We start from the raw sequence: 18,769 nt of genomic DNA, 5'->3' as shown, positions 1-18,769 counted from the left end.
CCTGGGCAGCTCAGAGAGCTGCCCCTACCGAAGTTCCTTGATCCGGATGTTCCGGAACTCGATGTAGTCGTTGTGCCCGAGCAAGCCGATGTGGCCGCTCGTGCGGAGCACGCCCGGGTGCTGCTTGAGCACCGCGGGATCGGTGACCGTCGACAGGTCGGCATCGAGAATCGTCTGGCCGTTGAGCACCACGGTGATCTGCTTGCCCTTCGCGGTCACTTCCTGCACGTTCCACTGGCCGGCGGGCTTCATCGCGCCTTTCTTGGCCGCGATCACGCCGTACACGCTGCCGTGGTACTGCGCGTCCTTCAGCGTGCCCCACTTGCCCGACAGTGCCGCGGCCTCGTCGATGATCTGCAGTTCCATCCCCTGGTACGCGGCGTCCCCCTCGCGCGGCGCGCGGATGCCGAGGCCGTTGTTGGAGCCTTCGGGCGGCATCTTGAACTCGAACCGCAGGACGAAGTCGCTGTATTCCTTGTCGGTGAGCAGCTTGCCGCCGCCACCCTTGGCGCAGAAGAGCACGCCATCCTTGACGCCGTACCCTTCACCCCTGCCGCCGACCAGCGTCCAGCCAGAGAGCGACTTGCCGTCGAACAGCGATGTGAAGCCGGCCTCGGCCTGTTGGGCGACGAGCGCGGGCGCGACGGCGAGGGAGAGAACGAGCACGGACGAGAGGGCCAGACGACGCATGGGTGGACTCCTTGTGCGAACCCGACGCCGGGCTGGGACAGCCCGGCGCTACATTGGACCAGTGGTAGGGCCGGCTCTCCGAGCCCGGCCCTAGTACAACAGCGACGACGTGCGCATCACGTCGAACGAGCCTGCATCCAGCCGGCAGGCCACGCTGACTTCCTGCGGACTCGCGCCCGCATCCACCGCGCGGCGCAATCCGTCCGACCCGGCCAGGATGTCGATCGGCATCTTCTCGTACTCGTACTCGTACGGCGGCGGCCGCCACGGCAGCACGCGCCCGGGCAAGGCGTCCCTGAACGCACAGAGCAGCGCGATCCCCGCATCTACCGATCGGAATCGTTCGCGATCGGTGACGTGCAACTGGCAGCCGCCGCAGGTGACGCGCGCGTGCTTCTGGAACGTGGGCTCGAAGTACGCAGGCCGGAAGTGCACACCCGGCAACTGCTGCGCGTTCAGGCCGCTCGCGAAGCGCTCGGCGTCGATGCCCGGATGGCCCACGAGCTCGAACGGCCTGGTCGTGCCTCGACCTTCCGACATCAGCGTGCCCTCGAACAGCACCATGCCGGGATAGACGACCGCCGCGTCCAGCGTTGGCATGTTGGGCGACGGCATGACCCACGGCACACCGGTTGCGTCCCACCAGTCGCCACGAGACCAGCCTTCCATCGCGATCGTTTCGAGCGGCGCGCCGATGCCGAACTGTGTGTTGAACAGCCGCGCCAGTTCCGCAATGGTCAGCCCGTGACGAAGGGCGATCGGATACAGCCCCACGAACGACTCGAAGCCTGGCGCCAGCGTCGGGCCTTCGACGATCCGTCCACCGATCGGATTCGGGCGATCGCACACGATCACCGGCAGGCCGCGACGCGCGGCGGCCTTCAGGCAATACGCCATCGTGTAGATGAACGTGTACACCCGCGTGCCCACGTCCTGCAGGTCGACGACGAGCGCGTCGAGGCCCTCGAGCATGGGGTCGGTTGGCTCGCGCGTCTCGCTGTAGAGCGAGTAGACCGGCACCCGTCGCGTCGCATCCTCGGCGTGGGGCGTTTCGATCATGTTGTCCTGCAGCGTCGAATGGAAGCCGTGCTGTGGACCGAAGACTGCCGCCAGCGTGACGTCGTCGGTCGCGGTGACCTGCTCGACGGCGTGCACGAAGCGCGCGTCGACCGACGAGGGGTTGGCGACCAGGCCGACGCGGGCCCCCTTCAGGCGGCCGGACGCCAGCAGGCGAGTGAGACCGAGTGTGACGGGCATGCCTTTTTTACCTTCTTGCTGTGAGGTGGAAGGTCACGGGGCGTGATGACTTGACGAAGGGACGCGCGTCGCCGTACGTGGTGCGCGGGTTCATCGCCTTTCTTCGTCCTGCGGACGCGACAGGAAGCATTCGACCGTAGCAGAGCTGAGCCCTGCAGCCGCCGGACTTGTCCGGTCGTCGGCAGCGCGTCAGACGGTGATTGTGCCCTCGAAGTAGCACACCGCGCGGCCGGTCAGCCGGACACGGTTTCCGTCGATCACGCACCGCATGGCGCCACCGCGCCTGGACACCTGGCGCGCCTCGAGCGTGGTCTTCGCGAGGCGGTCGGCCCAGTACGGGACCAGCGTGCAGTGCGCCGAACCGGTGACCGGGTCTTCGGCGACGCCAGCAGCAGGTGCGAAGAAGCGCGACACGAAGTCGGCGCCCGGAGAGCGGGTCTGGTCTGCCGGTGCCGTGGCGATGAAGCCGAACACCCCGAGCGCCTTCAGCTTCGACATGTCGGGCGTGAGCGCGAGGACCTCGGCCTCCGTCGTGTAGACGGCCATGCAGTCGCGCGCCAGCCAGAGTTCGGCCGGCTCGCCACCGAGCGCCACCGCGACGTGTCGATCCGGCGGCAGGGGCCTGGCGCGGCGCGCAGGCAGGTCGAGCGTGTACGCTCCGTCGTCGCGGGTCACCTTCAAGGCGCCGCTTCTCGTGTCGAACGTCACGGCCGGCGCGTCTTGTCGCAGCTTCTCGTAGAGCACCGCGGCCGACGCGAGGGTCGCGTGTCCGCACAGGTCGACTTCCACTTCCGGCGTGAACCAGCGCAGGTGATACTGCGCCGGCCCGGTCTGGACGAAGAAGGCCGTCTCGGCGAGGTTGTTCTCGGACGCGATGCCCTGCATCGTGGCGTCCGGGAGCCACGTCTCGAGTGGGCAGACCGCTGCCGGGTTGCCGCGGAACACCTCGTCCGTGAAAGCGTCGACCTGATAGAGGGGCAGCCGCATCAGAGGACCATGCGCCAGCCGCGAGGGTCGGGATCGAGGCCGTACTGCAGCCGCGTGATGGCGTCGTACAGCTTCTGCGCCACCGGCCCGGGCTCGCCGCCGTTGATCACGATGTCGCCGTCCTCGCTCGCGAGGGTTCCGACCACCGACACCACGGCTGCCGTTCCTACGCCGAAGACTTCCTGCAGCGTGCCCTTCGCATGCGCGTCCCGTACTTCGGTCATCGAGACGAGACGCTCCTCGACCGGCATCTCCCAGTCGCGCGCAATCGTCAGCACGGTGTCGCGGGTGATGCCCGGGAGGATGCTGCCGCCGAGCGGCGGCGTGACGAGCGTGCCGTCGATCACCAGGCACAGGTTCATCGTGCCTACCTCTTCGACGTACTCGTGCTGGATCGCGTCGAGCCACAGCACCTGGTCGCAGCCGCGCTCGCGCGCCTGCTCGGCCACCTGCAGGCTGGCGACGTAGTTGGCCGCGGCCTTGGCTGCGCCGATGCCGCCCCTGACCGCGCGCACGCGTTCGCGCTCGACCCAGATCCTCACCGGTTTCAGCCCGCCCGCGTAGTAGGCGCCGACCGGTCCGGTGATCACGTAGAAGGTGTATGTCCTCGATGCCCGCACGCCGAGGAACGGCTCGGTCGCGATGATCGTGGGCCGGATGTACAGCGCCGTGCCCGGCGCCGACGGCACCCAATCGGCATCGGTAGCCACGAGTTGCGCGATGCCCTGCACGAACAGCGACTGATCGATCGCCGGAATCGACAGGCGACCCGCGCCCGTGGCCATCCGGTGCGCGTTGCGATCGGGCCGGAAAAGCGAAATCCGGCCGTCCATGAGCCGGTACGCCTTCAGGCCCTCGAACATCGCCTGCCCGTAGTGCAGGACCGACGCGGCCGGGTCGAGTGCAAGGGTGCCGTAGGGCACGATCCGCGCGTCGTGCCAACCCTGGCCCTCGGTGTAATCGACCACCAGCATGTGGTCGGCGAAGTACTTGCCGAACCCCAGGGCGTCCTCGGCCGGGTGGGGCCGGGGCGACGAGGTCCTGGTGACCGGGATCACGGGCGCAGACGCACTGACGGACATGAGAGGCCTCCTCCCGCGTCGCGCCGCACGGGATGGCGGTGCGGACGCCGGATAGCCGAATTGTACTTGTCTCGCCGCTTCTGCGGCAGCGTCGCCGGCCGCGGCGATGGGGCGGGCGGCCTTGCCGTGCGCCCGCGGGCGGCGTAGTGTTGACGTTCGCCCCGGAAGCCAGGTTCCCGGCCGAGCGGCGCAGAACACTCGTGACCACGACAAACATTCGCACCTGGCTCCTGTCGGACCTCGCTCCGGAATCGACGGCCGCTCACCACGCTCCCGCGCACACGGCGCCCTGGTGGCAGGTGATGTGCCTGACTGGCGTCGACTACTTCTCGACGCTCGGCTACCAGCCCGGCATCGCCTTCCTCGCCGCCGGCGTGCTCTCGCCGCTGGCCACGCTGGTCCTGATCGCGCTGACGCTGGCGGGCGCGCTGCCCGTCTACCGGCGTATTGCCGCACTGAGCCCACATGGCCAGGGCAGCATCTCGCTCCTCGAGCAGTTGCTCCCGCGCTGGCGCGGGAAGGCCCTGGTCCTGATCCTGCTCGGGTTCGCGGCCACCGACTTCGTGATCACCATCACGCTCTCGGCCGCGGACGCGACCGAGCACATCATCCACAACCCGTTCTCCCCGAACTGGCTGGACCATCCGATCTGGCTGACGCTGATGTTGCTGTCGGCGCTCGGCGCCGTCTTCCTCAAGGGGTTCAAGGAAGCCATCGGCCTCGCGGTCGTGATCGTCATCGGCTACCTGGCGTTGAACGCGGTCGTGCTCGCCGTCGAGCTGTGGGCGGTGCTGCACCATCCCGAGTACCTCGCCAACTGGCGAACGGCACTCTTCGCCACTCACGGCAACCCGGTGATGATGGTGGCGGTTGCGCTGTTCCTCTTCCCCAAGCTGGCACTCGGCCTCTCGGGTTTCGAGACCGGCGTCGCCGTGATGCCGCTGGTCCGCGGTGAGGCCGGCGAGACCGAAGCGGCGCCGCAGGGGCGCATCAGGAACACGGGGCGCCTGCTCACGACCGCGGCGCTGATGATGAGCGTCCTGCTGTTTGCCAGCAGTGTCGCGACGACGCTGAACATTCCAGCGTCGGCGTTTGCCGAAGGCGGTGAGGCGCGAGGCCGGGCGCTCGCCTACCTCGCCCACCGCGACTTGGGGCACATCTTCGGCACGGCGTACGACGTGCTGACGATCGCCATCCTGTGGTTTGCCGGCGCGTCCGCGATGGCCGGGCTGCTGACGCTGATTCCGAAGTACCTGCCGCGGTACGGCATGGCACCCGACTGGGTGAGGGCGACGCGGCCGCTGGTGCTGATCATCCTGCTCGTCACGTGCGTGGTGACGCTGATCTTCGATGCCAACGTCGAGGCCCAGGGCGGGGCCTATGCCACCGGCGTCCTCGTGCTGATGACGTCGGCGGCGCTGGCCACCACCATCCACGCGCGCAAACACCATGGCGCGGTGTGGGGCTTCGGTGCGATCACGCTCGTCTTCGCCTACACGACTGTCGTCAACATGGTCGAGCGGCCCGACGGCCTCAAGATCGCGAGCTTCTTCATCCTCACCATCATCGCGTCCTCGCTCACCTCGCGCGTCCTGCGCAGCACGGAACTGCGCATCAAGCACGTGAACTTCGACGAGAAAGCCGGCGCCTGGCTGGCGTCGCTCACGGCGCCGACGGTGCGAGTCATCGCCAACCGCCCGGACAAGGGCGTCGAGGCCGAATACGCCGCGAAATGGCGCGAGGCGCGCAGCAGTCACCACATCGAGAGCCTGAACAACGTGCTGTTCCTCGAGGTGCAACCGGGCGATGCGTCGGAGTTCGTCGACGATGTACTCGATGTACAGGGTGTGCAGATCGGCCCGTATCACGTGCTGCGCTGCAAGAGCCCGGCGGTGCCCAATGCCATCGCGGCCCTGCTGCTGCACGTGCGGGACGCGACCGGCCGGGTGCCGCATGCCTACTTCGGCTGGACCGAAGGCAACCCGATTGCCTACCTGCTGAAGTTCATGGCTTTCGGCGAGGGCGACACCGCGCCGGTCACGCGTGAGGTGTTACGGCAGATCGAACCCGACCCGCACTGGCGTCCCAGGATCCACCTGGGTTGACGCCGAGGGCCTGCAGGCGCGCCGGCACCGGCGCCGTGACGTCGAGGATCTCGCCGGTCATCGGATGCGGCATCGTCAGCCGCCATGCGTGCAGGGCCTGCCCCTGCAGCGCATCCACCTGCGCGCGCGTCACCGCTGGCAGTTTCGCTTCGGCCTTCACGCTGCGATAGATCGGGTCGCCGGCGACAGGCCAGCCGGCCGCGAGCAGGTGGGCGCGGATCTGGTGCAACCGTCCCGTGCCGAGCGTGCACTCGAGCAACGCGAGGCCGTCGGGCATCGGCCACGTCGAACGCAGGCGTTGCACCCACGTGACGCTGGGCCAGCCATCGTCCACGACACCGACGCGCGGTGGCCGCTCTGAGATCTTGCCGAGCGGATACGTGATCGTCGCGTCCTCGGGTGGCTTGCCGATGACCACCGCGAGGTAGGTCTTGTTCGCGTGGTCGGTGGCAAGGATGCGCGCGGCACGCGCGTGCACCGCGCGAGACTTGGCCACGAGCAGCACGCCCGACGTGTCGCGGTCCAGCCGATGGACCAGCCCCGGCCGCGACGTCGTGTCCTCCCACGCGCGCGCCTGGTGCAACAGGGCATTGAACAAGGTGCCCGACTGCAGGCGTCCAGTCGGGTGGCTCACCATTCCGGCTGGCTTGCTGACCACGACGAGCCACTCGTCCTCGAAGAGGATCGGCACGTCGAGCGACTCGGCCGCATGGACCTTGCGGACGCGCGGCTTCGGCAGCGTCACCACGACCTCGTCGCCTAGCCGAAGCGTCGACGATGCGCGCCGGCCGCCGACGCCATTGACAGAGATCAGCCCCGCGTCGAGCCAACGCTGGACACGTGTTCGCGACACGCCCGGCTCATCCGCGAGATGACGCATCACGGACTGGTCGAGGCGCAAGCGCTCGTCACCGCGATCGGCGACGAACTGGCGTTCGAGCACCGCGGCGGTGCTGCGAGGCTCGTCTCGCCGGGTCACGGGTGTCTCCGGGGCATGGCCATCCCCCCATTGTGCCTCGATCGGTGCTGGTAACCGAGAGCCGGGTCCTGGCCTGCCGCACCCGGCCTCTCCGATTCCCGAGATCGGGCACCGGGTGAAACCGTCGGGCACCGGGGACCCGGAGGCACAGTACTCCTGCATGCCCTGCGTCCAGTTGTGCCCCTCGCGCACTCCGATCGCGCCAGCCGCGATCCACGCGGCGGGGTATGCCGGTCGGGTCTGTTGCTGGGGTGGGGCCGAGTATGCCAGAGCCTGGGGGCCGCGGCGAGGGCAGGCGCGCCATGCGCCGGCGGCAACCTGTCCGGCGCCGGCCACCGCGGGAGATTTCCCGTGGACGGCCGGAATTTCACGTGGCAGGGCTCGATACGTCTTTCCTGGCTTCACGCAGTGGCGAGGACCTACGCGCGTCGACGGCTGGTGCACGCCTTGCACTATCCCGGAAGGGTCCGCGCCAGGCTCGGGCCAGCGTGATCCAGGAGTGTCGATCTCAGCCCGGCCAGGGAAATGGAGCACAACGTTGTCGCGAACGCCGTTCGGCCTGCTGCTCGTGTGTGCGTGTGGCGTGTTCGTCGGCGGCCTCGCGCGGCCGCCGGCCCAGTCGTCGGGTCCCAACGGCGCCGCGCTCTACCGCTCGTACTGCGCGAGTTGCCATGGCCTGTCGGGGCGTGGCGACGGCCCGATGGTGGATTTTCTGCGTGTTCCGCCCACCGACCTGACGATGCTGACGCGGCGCCATGGCGACACCTTCGATGCCGAAGCGGTGGCCAGGGCCATCGATGGTCGCACGCGCATCGGCCCGCATGGCCCGTCGGACATGCCGGTGTGGGGCGACGCCATGTCATCGGCGCTCGCTCAGGGTGGCGAGAAGGCCTTCCGCGACCTGGTGGGCGCAATCGTCCGACACCTCGAGTCCCTCCAGGCACGTCAGGCGCCGTGACGCCACTGCCATGACCCTCTACCTGTATCGCCTCATGGGTGCCGCCACGCTCGATGCGGGCATGTACGAGAGCATCGAGGCGGACCGGGGCACGACCGTCCAGGCCGCGATCACGGTACTGCTTGCCAGCCTCGCGGCGGGCATCGGCGCCAGCGGTTGGTATGGCGCGCACCCGTTCACCCTGGTCGCCGTGAGCGTCGTGGCGTGCGCCGTCTGGGTCGTCTGGGCGGTGCTCATCTTCCACATTGGCACCCGCATCCTGCCGTCGACCGACACGCGCGTGACGCTCGACGAACTGCTCCGCACCACCGGCTTCTCGGCCGCTCCAGGCCTGCTGCTCTCTGTAGCCGTGGTGCACGGCATGAGTGTTCCCGTGTTCGTGGCGACGGGACTGTGGATGCTGGCGACGATGATCGTCGCCGTCCAGCATGCGCTGGACTACGCAAGTCCGTGGCGCGCGCTGGCGGTGTGCCTGGTCGCCATGACCATCGTCATCACGCTGACCGTGACGTTGGGCGTCGTGTGGGGACCTGCGCTGTCCTGATCTCCCAGGACGTCCGGCGCTGTTGCCGTCGCGACCGCGTGTTCGTCACGATCGACGATGATCCGGTTGAGGCCTTTCGCTTCATCGAACGACGTCGCGCCAGCCTCATCGGCGTGCCGTCTTGGGTCAGCCCGTTCGCCGGCATTGCCAATGGTGGAATGCCGCGATGCCGCAATGCTGCGATGCCAAATTGCCGCCTGCAGAGGGACAGCTCGACAGCGCATAGATTCATCCGACCGTCCGACCGAGGTTTCCGTACAATCGGCCCATGCGAGTCACGCTGCGGGTGAATGGCCGGATGCACGACGTGGACGTCGAGCCCGAGGACACGCTGCTCTCGGTGCTGCGATCAGACCTGGGACTGACGGGGTCGAAGTTCGGCTGCGGTGAAGGCCAGTGTGGTGCCTGCACGGTCCTTGTGGACGGGCAGGCCATGCGCTCCTGCGTGCTCCGCGTCGACGCGCTCGCCAGCAAGGAGGTCACCACCATCGAGGGCCTCGCGCAGGGTGAGCGCCTGCATCCGGTCCAGGAGGCGTTTCTCGACGCGGAGGCGTTCCAGTGCGGCTACTGCACGCCGGGCATGGTGATGGCCACCGTCGCGTTGCTGCGCGCCAACGCCAGGCCCTCGGCGCAGGACATCGCGCGCGCCATGGACCGCAACGTGTGCCGCTGTGGGACCTACTCCCGCATCGTCAAGGCGGTGCAGATCGCGGCGGAGCGTACCCGCGCGACGTCGAGCGCCGGAGTGTCGCGATGAGCCGCCTTCGCCGTACGGCTTCGGCGCCCCACGCCCGGCTTCGCCAGACGGCTTCGGCGCGCCAGGCTGGCCCACAACACGACGATGCCATCGACGTCGAGCGTTACGAACTCGACGCGCCGGCGCGGTATCGGTTCGAGTTGCAGCGACGCGACTTCATCCGCGTCTTCGCCGCGATGGGCGGAGGCCTTGCAGTGCTGGCCGCCTCCGCCAAGGCTTCGGGGCCCAAGGCCATGCCGCAGGAATCGGGCCGTGGCGGTGCGGAGGGTATCTCCGCGGATGTGTCGGCGTGGTTGCACATCGGCGAGGACGGCCGGGTCACGGCGTGCACCGGGAAGACCGAGATCGGGCAGAACATCCGCACGTCGCTGGCGCAGGCCGTCGCCGAGGAACTGCACGTGGGACTGGACGTCGTGACCATGGTCATGGCCGACACGGCCCTCGTGCCCTGGGATGCCGGGACCTTCGGATCCCTGTCGACGCCCCGGATGGCACCGGTACTCGGTCGTGCGGCAGCGACCGCGCGCCAGATGCTGATCGATCGCGCGGCGCAGCGCTGGCAGGTGAGCGGAGCTGCGCTGACCGCGCGTGACGGACGTGTCACCGACGGCTCCCGTTCGCTCGCGTACGGCGAGCTGGTTCGCGGCGAGACGCTGACCGGCGTCGTGCCCGCCGACCGTGCCCTGACCCCACGTGCCGAATGGCGCGTGCGCGGCACCGCTCCGCCGAAGGTGCAGGGCCGTGCGTTCGTGACCGGGCAGCACCTGTTCACTCCGGATCTCGTCCGGCCGGGGCTCAAGTACGGATGCGTCGTGCGTCCGCAGGGCTACGGTGGCACGCTGGAGTCGGTAGACGATGCGCGGGCGCGGGAGATGCAGGGTGTCACCGTCGTGCGGGACGCGGACTTCGTGGGCGTGGTGGCGAGTACCGAGCGCGCGGCGCGCCGCGCCGCGGCCGCGATTGGCACCACGTGGCGCACCGAGCCTGACCAGCCGTCGTCGGACACCCTGTACGAGCACCTCAAGCGCGGACTCGCGCCAGGCGCCGCTGGTCGTCAGACACCCGGCGTGGTGGTCGGTGACCTCGCCGCCGCGAAGGCGGCGACACGCCGCACCTTCAGCGCGAGCTACCGCATCCCGTACATCGCGCACGTGCCGCTCGAGCCGCGCGCCGCGGTCGCCGAATGGATCGACGGTGCGCTGACGGTCTGGTGCGGCACGCAGCGGCCGTTCGGTGTGCGCGGCGAGCTGGCGCAGGCGTTCCGGATTCCGGAGAGCCGCGTGCGCGTCATCGTCCCCGACACCGGATCGGCCTACGGCGGCAAGCACACGGGCGAGCATGCGATCGAGGTGGCCCGGCTTGCGAAGGCCGCCAACCTTCCCGTCAAGCTGGTATGGACCCGTGCCGAGGAGTTCTCGTTCGGCTATGCCCGTCCGGCCGGCGTCATCGACGTCCATGCCGGCGTCGACGAGGGCGGCCGGATCGTCACCTGGGAGTTCGACAACTGGAACTCCGGCGCGTCCGGCATCCGCACGCCGTACGACATCCCCAACCAGCGAATCGATTTCCATCCGTCGGCGTCGCCACTCCGGCAAGGGTCCTATCGGGGGCTGGCCGCCACCGCCAATCACCATGCGCGCGAGATGCACATGGACCGGATCGCGCGCGAACTCGGGGTCGATGCCGTCGCGTTCAGGCTGACGCACCTGTCCGACGAGCGCATGCGTGCCGTCCTGCAGAAGGCGGCGGAGCAGGCGGGATGGCCAAAGCCGTCGGCATCGGGCCGGACGCTCGGCATCGCCTGCGGCGCCGAGAAGGGCGGATACGTGGCGACGGCGGCCGAGGTCTCGCGCGACCGCACTGGCTTCCGCGTCGAGCGCCTTGTCGTGGTGTTCGAGTGTGGCGCGGTCGTCCATCCCGACGGCATTCGCAACCAGATCGAAGGCGGCGTCGTGCAAGGGCTTGGCGGTGCGCTGTTCGAGGCCCTCGAGTTCCGTGAGGGAAAGCTGACCAATGGGACGTTGGCTCGTTACCGCGTGCCACGCTTCAAGGACGTCCCGCGTATCGATGTCGTCGTGCTCGATCGGCACGACCTGCCGTCGGCCGGCGCGGGAGAGACGCCCATCGTCTGCGTGGCGCCAGCCATAGGTTCGGCCGTGCGCGGGCTCGGCCAGGTCGCCGACGCGCTTCCCGTGTCGCTGCTGACCTGACAGCCGTTGCGCGTCAGGCCAATGCCTGTGCGAAGGCCTGCACCAGGTCCGCCGCCGTGGTGCGGTTCCAGGTCTCGTTGACGCCGAGAGTGATCACGCCTCCGGCCGTGGCGGCAGGCAGGAGCACGCCGCGATCGGCGAGCCGGCGTGCCACGACCGTGGGATCGGCAGTCTTGATGGTGATGCGGGCCAGGTTCGTACCGTTGGAGATCCGCTCAACGGCCACCATCGGATGTCTCGCCATGGCGCCGTAGAACGCCTCGGACACGTGGACGGCATTGGTGAGGCGATCGAGGAAGCCGTCCATGTAGTGTCGCGCCACCAGGGCAGCCGGCCAGCCGACGGCAAGGTTGCCGCCGAACATGCGCCGCACGTGGAACATGCCGTCGAGCACACGCTTCGGCCCCGCGAGGATGGACCCGATGCCGCAGTTGAAATACTTCCAGAGCGACACGTACACGGTGTCGAAGGCCGCCGCGTATTCGGACGGCGCTATCCCCGTGTAGGCCGACGCGATGAACAGCCGTGCGCCGTCCAGGTGCATGCCGATACCGCGCTCGCGGGCGAGGGCAGAAATGCGCCTGGCCTCGTCCCAATCGAACATTTGCCCCGTCAACCGGCGGATGGGACTCTCGATCACGATGGCGCCCACGTCGGTGGCGACCCGTCCGCCGGCGGTCCGCGCGAGGACGGCCTCCACATCGGCGCGCGTAAACGTCGCGGTACCCGGGGCAAGGGGGATCAGCGTCAGCGCGGAGAGAGTCTGGCAGGCGTCGCCGGTGTCATTGTAGATGTGACTCATCTCCGGCACGATGACGCGGCGCCTGGTGCTGGCGAGGGCGCGCAGTGCCAGCTGGTTGGCCAGTGTGCCCGACGGCATGAACACCGCCGCTTCCTTGCCGAGCAGCTGGGCCCAATGCCGCTCGAACGCCTCCACCTCGCCCCCGAGCAGGTATGTGTCCTGCGCCGGCGTGACCTTCCGGCACAGGGCGTCGAGCAGTGCCGTGTACTCACCTGGCGTGATCGCGACGCCGTCGCCGGAGAGGTGGACGGTCCTCTCCGGAGCGACTGTCACGGTTGCCAGATCATCGGTTGGCGACAGCGCCGTGAAACCGGTCGCGGCACCCACCGCCTCAACGAATCCGCGCCGGGTTACTGGCTGCATGTGTGTCCTTCGCTGCGCGAGCCTGGCAAGACGCCGGCCTTCGCGTCGCCATTGTAGGCTGCAGTCCACACGTAGCGGTCGACCTTCAGGTCGACCGTCTCGCACCCGCTCGGCGCGGTGCCACCTTCAAGGGCCCACTGCAGCTTCGTGACCAGGGCGTTGGTTCAGGGAGCCTGCGTCGACGTCATGCGAGCGTAAAATCACCATGTAGTCTTGATGTCGACGGTTGAATGCCGCGTCCTTGCGCTGCGGCGAAACCGGCCATCGCGCTGTGGTTGGACGATCTCGGGAGACCACTGAATGACGCAACCAATCGAGATACCTCAACTGGTGTTGCTCTTCTTCGGCGCCCTGCTGTTGTGGGCGTTCGTAAGGCGCGACCGCGGCTCACTCTGAAAGCAAGTGGGTCTGGGCACTGCCGCCAGGCATCAGCCATCAGGCATCAGGCATTACCTGCCCGGCCACTTCCACGGCGGCTGCTCCTGCCAGGCGATGTTTGATACGACGGTTTCTCCGTGCCTGCGCTCCAGCGCCACGAGGTCGCACGCGGGTTCGGAGGCGAGGGCGTCGATCAGGCGCGGCGCATGGGACACGACGATGACCTGCGAGGAGGCCGACGCCGCCGTCACCAGACGGGCCAGCGCCGGCAGCAGGTCCGGGTGCAGGCTCGTCTCCGGTTCGTTCAGCACCAGCAGCTCCGGTGGTCGCGGCGTGAGCAGCGCGGCCGTCAGCAGCAGGTAGCGCAACGTGCCGTCCGACAGCTCCGCCGCGCGGAGCGGGCGGAGGAGTCCCTGCTGGCGCAGTGTCACCTCGAACGCCCCGTCCCCGGTCAGCACCTCGACTCGAGCGCCGGGGAACGCATCGTCGATCGCGGTGTGCAGGGCGTCACGATCGCCGATCTCGTCGATGGTCTGCAGGGCCGCCGCGAGGTCGGCGCCTTCGTCGCCGAGCACCGGCGTGTGCGTGCCGACCTGTGGCCGTCGTGCCGGTGCATCACGGTCGGTCCGCAGCTGGTCGTAGAAGCGCCAGCCACGCATCTGCTCACGCAGCTGCAGCGCCTCTGGCGCGCGCAGCGGGTCGGCGTAGTGCGTGAGCATCGTGTCGAAGCTGGGCAAGTCCTGGAGGATGACGTCGAACTCGCCTTCGGCGTTGCGTCCTTGCACGAGTCCACCGCGGCGGTCGACGAGCACGGATGCACGTCGATAGGTCGCACCCGTCCAGATCACTTCGCGCTTGATCTCGGGCTCGCGCGCGAACGCTGACAACGAGGGCGTCGGCAGGCCGAGGTCGATCGCATACGAGAACGTGTCACCCGCAAAGCCGAGGCGCAGGCTGACGACGCGCTTGCGCGTGGTGCCTTCGAGCGGATGCTCACCGGCCCTGACGCTCCGCGAGGGTTGATCGGGACCCGCCCAGAGGGTGGATGCCAGCCCGCCTTCGCGCGCCAGCGACGTAATCAACTGCCCCTGCGCAGCACCGGCCAGCAGCCGCAACGCGCGGTAGACGTTGGACTTGCCGCTACCGTTGGGGCCCGTGACGAGCGTCAGCGGTCTCAGGCCGAGCACCAGGTCGCGCAAGGAGCGGTAGTCGCCGACAGCGAGCGCCTGGAGCACGGCACCGAGGATCGCACATCGGTTGATGCCTGACGCCTGATGCCTAATGCCGGATGTTGCAAGCACCAAGCACCAGGCATCACGCATCAGGCATTCTGCTACTGCAGTTTCGTCGCCAATGCGTTGGTGCCGGCGGCCCAGCGCACGCCGTCGGCATCGGAATACATCGCCCGCTCGACGACGATCTGCGCCGGCGTGGTGCCGATGCTCTCGATCAGCATCCCGAACCGCTTCCCCACTGTCTCGGGGAAGTCGGCCGCGGGCGCCACGTTCGAACGACTGTTGGCCGCCAGCGGGAACGTCCGCGTCAAGGGCGCCGTGCCGTCTTCCCACAACACCGTCACGCGCGCCGTGCCGGCAAACGCCGACGTGTTCGCGATCAGCACGTAGGTCTCGATGTTGCGCGGTCCGCCGACCTCGCCCTCCGCGATCGCCCAGCGCGTTCCCGTCGTGATTTCGCCTGGGCTGTTGTGCGCCTCTTGCCAGGTGTCCGACTTCGGCCCCGGCCACCACATTGCGCGCTCGACGATGATCGGCACACCGTTGGTGGACGTGATGCGCGTGGACACCGCCGCGTCGGCAAGCCGCGGGTCCTCGATGTCCACCCAGATGTTGAAGCGGCTGTTGCCGCCGACGGTATAGGTCTTCGTGATTACCTGGCCGTTAGCGAACAGGAACTCGGCCTGCACGGCGGCAGGCGAGGCCTGTGGATTCGCAATCAGGATGAACTCGTCGAAGTAGTCGCCAGTGGCGCCTTCGGCGAGGAACCACTGCGTGGACGGCGCGGTCACGCCAGCGCTCTCGTGACCCGCACCGAGCGCGCGGCCGGGTTGATCGAGATACATCGCCCGTTCGGCGATGATCGGCACGCCGTTGATGGATTCGAGGACAGCAGAGAGCTCCGCGTTCACCAGCCGCCCGAGCGTGGGGTCGGTTCGGCCCTCGTTGTTCACCCAGATGTTGAACCGGCTTTGCGGACCGACGGTGTAGTCCTTGACCAGGGGCGCGCCCGACGGCAGCAGGTAGGTGACCCTCACCTGCGCGGCCTGCGTGTTCGGATTCTGGATCAGGTAGAAGAGGTTGAAATTCGGCAGGGTCGCGCCCTCGGCGAAGTACCACTTCGTTGCCGTTCGGGTCAGGATGCCGCGTTCGGCGTGGCTGCCGTAGCCGTTCCCCCAGGTCATGGTGCGGTCGGCCACCACCTGGACGTCAGCTTCGATCAATGTCGAGAACTCCGCGGCTTCGAGGCCCGCGACGGCCTTGACGTCGATGGTCGTGCGCCGCATCGGCGGCACTACGCGGTAGTCGCGGATGGTCGTGCCGTCGCTCCTCTGGAAGCGCGTCGCGACCAGCGCCGGCAGCAATGTCGGATTGGCGATGGCGAGCCGCGTCTCGAAGGACGCGGTCGTGGCGCCCTCGGCAAGGTATGTGATCACGAACCCGCGCGGATGCGTGCCGTCCTGCTGCTCCTGGAGGTTGGTGCGGCCGTCTCCGTCGGGGTCGTCGTTCGGCCCGTTTCCGGGGCCGTTCGAGAAGGGATTCAGGCCGTAGCGCGTCTCGAAGTCGTTCGTGAGGCCGTCATCGTCCGCGTCGCCGGTCGGCGTGAGCGTCGGCGTGGAGACCTGCGCGGTGGCCGAGTTGTTCGCGAGATTGGAATCGCGTGTCGCGCTGGCGACCGTTGCCGTGTTGGAGATGGTTGTGGCGGCGCCGGCATTCGCATTCACCCGGGCCACGATCGTGATGGCCGAACCGGCGCCAACGGCGATCGTCCCGTACGTGACTGTGATCGTGTTGCCAGCCACTCCGCAGTTGCCGCCATTGGTGGCGACGCACGACACGAACGCCACCGTTGCCGGCAGCGCGTCGGTGACGACGACGCTGGCCGCGGCCTCGGTGCCGGTATTGGTGACCGTCAGGGTATAGGTGAGGATGCTGTCCGGGAGCACGGGATTGGGGCCGGCCGTCTTGGCGATCGCCATGTCGGTGGAAGGCGAAATCCTGACCATCAGTGCGTCCATGCCGCCGCCGGTCCCGGGGAAGCCACGGCCGTAGGTCGCCTGCTCCGGATTGACCATCGGCACGCCTGTGGCGGTCGGCGGGTTGGTGCTGTCGTCGTTGGTGCTTCCGACGGCCCAGATGTCACCGGTCGCTGTCGTGGCGACGCCATGGAAGCCCTGGCTCGAGGCGTAGCACGTGGAGAAATCGACGGCGGTGCCAGCCGCGGCGATCACGGTCACGAACGGCGTCAGCCGGACGAACGTCGGGCAATTGGCCACCGGTTGCACGAGCGGGAACTTCGTGACGACCTGCGGGGACGCCGAGTTCGTGTAGCCGGCGACCACGGCACGGCCTGCATTGTCAATTGCGACGTCGTAGGCGGCCTCGGACTGATCACCACCAAGGTAGGTCGAGAAGACCAGCGAGTCGGCGCCTGTCAGGGTCGTGTCGACCTTGATCAGGTAGGCATCCCGGTTGCCACCCTGATATGCGGGCTGAACCGCGTTCTTGATCGGGAACCCCGCAGTGGTGCTGGTTTCACCGACGATGTATGCGAGGCCGGTGTCGGTCGCGGCCACGCCATAGACAAAGTTCTGGCCGTTGGTACCGGTGATGTAGGTCGAATACACGGCCTGCGCGGCGCCGACACGGGTCGTGTCCAACTTCACGAAGAACCCGCTCGACGATGAACTGCCCAGAGTCGCGTCGAAGCCGTTCACGGGAAGGAAGCCCGCCCCACTGCTGCTGTCGGTGGCCACATAGACGTTGCCCGCAGCATCGACGTCGATGCCGCCGTTGTAGAAGGAGGCTTCGCCGCCGTTGCCTCCGAGGAACGTGAAGTAGTCGAGCGCACCCGCCGCCGTGTACCTGGCCACGAACGCATCGCTGCCACCGGTCATGACCTGATCGTAGGCATTGGCCGTGACCGGAGACTGTTCGGTGACGGCGTCGGAACTGGTGTACCCGAAGATGTAGGCCGAGCCTCCCGATCCCAGCGCGATGCCGGAGCCGACGTCGGTGTCGAGGCCGCCCAGGTACGTGGCGTAGAGCAAAGCGCCCGTGCTGCTCACGCGCGCGAAGTACGCGTCCGACGTGTTGTTGCCGCCGAAGGTCGGGTCCTGGGCGCCCGGCGTGACCGGGAAGTCGGCCGACCGCGTCGAGCCGGTGAGGTAGGCCGTCCCGGCGCGTCGACGGCGATGTCACCTGTGTAGTCGAGCCCGGCGTTGTTCTCCTGGTCGCTGCCGCCTAGATAGCTCGAGAAGACCAGCGACAGCGAGTCGCCGGCGGGTTCGAACTTGGCGATGAACGCGTCCGGTTGTCCGCCCGTGCCCGGCTGGAATGGGTTCTGCGTGGGCAGCGCCGGCAGGGCGGCCGTGATGCCGGTGATGTAGACACTGCCGCCCGGACCGAGTGCCACGTCGTACGCGCGCTCCTCGCTGTCGCCGCCGAAGTAGCTGGAGTACGTCAGGACCGGATCGATGACGAGCGGCCGGTCGGTGTCGTACGAGCCGAGCGCGAAGCGCACCTCCTGTTCGCCGTCGATCACGAAGCGGCTGGGTATCTCCTGTCGCCCGTTCGGCCCAACCTGGTACGTGAACGGACGCTGCTGGCGGAGCACGCGACCACCGACGTGGATCAACAGGTCTCCGCCGGGATCGACCTCGAGCTGCTCCACACCCTCGAAGGCCATCGCGATCTGTGATGGGTCGGCGTGCGCCGCGACTTCGAAATCGTACTGCAGCTGTCGCTGGCTACCGTAGTAGACGGCGTCGATGCCGGGATAGACCGCGGCAGCCCTGACCCGGCCAAACGTCGGCACGTCCTGCTGCCACCGCGAGGGGTCGCTGCCACGGAAGTAGTTGACGGTGCCCGGCAGGGCGGCCTCGCCAGTGACGGCCGAGGGCGCCGACGCCCTGACGAGCCTGGCTCGGACGACCGAGGTATGCCTGGCGTCCGCGTTTCCCTCGCGCGGCGTGTTGGTCAGGAGGATGGACGCGTCCGTGTCGGACAGGTGGACGGAGTAGCCGGCGCCGCGTGCCATGAAGCGAACGCCGGATGGCCCCTGCCCATCGTTGCGCTCGAAGTGCAGTGGAGTGGCGGCCACCTGCATCAAGGTCCTGGCTGGCACCGGCGTTCGATCGGGGCGGTGGCCTTCGGCACGGGCACCGCTCGTGGTGCCCGGTCGATCGTTAGGGGAGGTCGCGGATAGACGCCAGATTCCCGAGGCCCCGACGACAAGACAGCACGAGCTCACCACCAGCCACTTTCCTGCCTGTCGTCGCTTGCTCATCACGCCTCCCGTTACGAACGCCTGGATCGGACCGCGCTGCTTGAACCAGGCAGGGCCGCGCTCGGAGAGCGGGCCCTGCCAAGGGCACGGAGGACTGCATCCTGACCGTAGGCGTGGAGGGGGCGCCAGGCGGC

Annotated in this window: 14 protein-coding genes; 5 read left to right on the top strand and 9 right to left on the bottom strand. The window is 68.3% G+C overall.

Features of this window, described 5'->3' with window-relative positions; all coding sequences use genetic code 11:
- Window positions 1-24 precede the first annotated feature (24 nt).
- The 4 genes from LuPra_RS28410 to LuPra_RS28395 all read right to left on the bottom strand — a co-directional run bounded on the left by LuPra_RS28410 (window position 25) and on the right by LuPra_RS28395 (window position 4,016).
- Window positions 25-690, bottom strand: coding sequence for a 3-keto-disaccharide hydrolase (locus LuPra_RS28410; RefSeq protein WP_110173894.1), 666 nt, complete (start codon window positions 688-690; stop codon window positions 25-27).
- Window positions 691-780: 90 nt separating this feature from the next.
- Window positions 781-1,947, bottom strand: a complete 1,167-nt coding sequence (locus LuPra_RS28405) for an exo-beta-N-acetylmuramidase NamZ family protein (protein ID WP_110173893.1) — start codon at window positions 1,945-1,947, stop codon at window positions 781-783.
- Between the two features lie 189 nt (window positions 1,948-2,136).
- The gene (locus LuPra_RS28400) at window positions 2,137-2,934 is read right to left on the bottom strand and encodes a PhzF family phenazine biosynthesis protein (RefSeq protein ID WP_110173892.1); all 798 of its coding nucleotides are present in this window, start codon (window positions 2,932-2,934) and stop codon (window positions 2,137-2,139) included.
- Entirely contained in the window at window positions 2,934-4,016 is a 1,083-nt protein-coding gene (locus tag LuPra_RS28395) for a branched-chain amino acid aminotransferase (RefSeq protein WP_110173891.1), read from the bottom strand. Before LuPra_RS28395 ends, LuPra_RS28400 begins: the two co-directional genes overlap by 1 nt.
- A 200-nt stretch (window positions 4,017-4,216) precedes the next feature.
- Between LuPra_RS28395 and LuPra_RS28390 the strand changes: the two genes are divergently transcribed.
- Window positions 4,217-6,121 carry an APC family permease gene (locus tag LuPra_RS28390; protein WP_157899796.1) on the top strand — a complete coding sequence of 635 codons (1,905 nt, stop codon included), beginning with the start codon at window positions 4,217-4,219 and terminating at the stop codon, window positions 6,119-6,121.
- Here LuPra_RS28390 and LuPra_RS28385 read toward each other — a convergent pair.
- Window positions 6,054-7,100 (bottom strand): RluA family pseudouridine synthase, encoded by a 1,047-nt coding sequence (locus LuPra_RS28385; RefSeq protein ID WP_157899795.1) that lies wholly within the window; start codon window positions 7,098-7,100, stop codon window positions 6,054-6,056. The genes LuPra_RS28390 and LuPra_RS28385 overlap by 68 nt on opposite strands.
- A 538-nt stretch (window positions 7,101-7,638) precedes the next feature.
- Between LuPra_RS28385 and LuPra_RS32370 the strand changes: the two genes are divergently transcribed.
- The 4 genes from LuPra_RS32370 to LuPra_RS28365 all read left to right on the top strand — a co-directional run bounded on the left by LuPra_RS32370 (window position 7,639) and on the right by LuPra_RS28365 (window position 11,569).
- Window positions 7,639-8,058, top strand: coding sequence for a c-type cytochrome (locus LuPra_RS32370; RefSeq protein WP_157899794.1), 420 nt, complete (start codon window positions 7,639-7,641; stop codon window positions 8,056-8,058).
- A 10-nt stretch (window positions 8,059-8,068) separates the two neighbouring features.
- Window positions 8,069-8,602: a YIP1 family protein gene (locus LuPra_RS28375; RefSeq protein ID WP_110173887.1), complete on the top strand. Its 534-nt coding sequence runs from the start codon at window positions 8,069-8,071 to the stop codon at window positions 8,600-8,602.
- 268 nt (window positions 8,603-8,870) lie between these two features.
- Window positions 8,871-9,359 (top strand): (2Fe-2S)-binding protein, encoded by a 489-nt coding sequence (locus LuPra_RS28370; protein ID WP_110173886.1) that lies wholly within the window; start codon window positions 8,871-8,873, stop codon window positions 9,357-9,359.
- A complete protein-coding gene (locus LuPra_RS28365) occupies window positions 9,356-11,569 on the top strand; it encodes a xanthine dehydrogenase family protein molybdopterin-binding subunit (RefSeq protein ID WP_234800594.1) in 2,214 nt (737 codons plus the stop codon). The genes LuPra_RS28370 and LuPra_RS28365 overlap by 4 nt, the downstream gene beginning before the upstream one ends.
- Window positions 11,570-11,582: 13 nt before the next feature.
- Here LuPra_RS28365 and LuPra_RS28360 read toward each other — a convergent pair whose 3' ends face one another.
- From LuPra_RS28360 to LuPra_RS28345, 4 genes are all read right to left on the bottom strand, one after another.
- The gene (locus tag LuPra_RS28360; protein WP_110173885.1) at window positions 11,583-12,734 is read right to left on the bottom strand and encodes a threonine aldolase family protein; all 1,152 of its coding nucleotides are present in this window, start codon (window positions 12,732-12,734) and stop codon (window positions 11,583-11,585) included.
- 449 nt (window positions 12,735-13,183) lie between these two features.
- Window positions 13,184-14,347: an AAA family ATPase gene (locus tag LuPra_RS28355; protein WP_110174911.1), complete on the bottom strand. Its 1,164-nt coding sequence runs from the start codon at window positions 14,345-14,347 to the stop codon at window positions 13,184-13,186.
- Between the two features lie 98 nt (window positions 14,348-14,445).
- Window positions 14,446-17,415: a DUF11 domain-containing protein gene (locus LuPra_RS28350; RefSeq protein WP_110173884.1), complete on the bottom strand. Its 2,970-nt coding sequence runs from the start codon at window positions 17,413-17,415 to the stop codon at window positions 14,446-14,448.
- Entirely contained in the window at window positions 17,412-18,635 is a 1,224-nt protein-coding gene (locus tag LuPra_RS28345; RefSeq protein ID WP_157899793.1) for a DUF7948 domain-containing protein, read from the bottom strand. The genes LuPra_RS28350 and LuPra_RS28345 overlap by 4 nt, the downstream gene beginning before the upstream one ends.
- Window positions 18,636-18,769: the final 134 nt, after the last annotated feature.

It is taken from the genome of Luteitalea pratensis (genome assembly GCF_001618865.1).
In the GTDB taxonomy this organism is placed as follows: Bacteria; Acidobacteriota; Vicinamibacteria; order Vicinamibacterales; family Vicinamibacteraceae; genus Luteitalea; species Luteitalea pratensis.
Note: the sequence above shows the minus strand (reverse complement) of the source record. Positions and strands in the feature narration are given on the sequence as shown.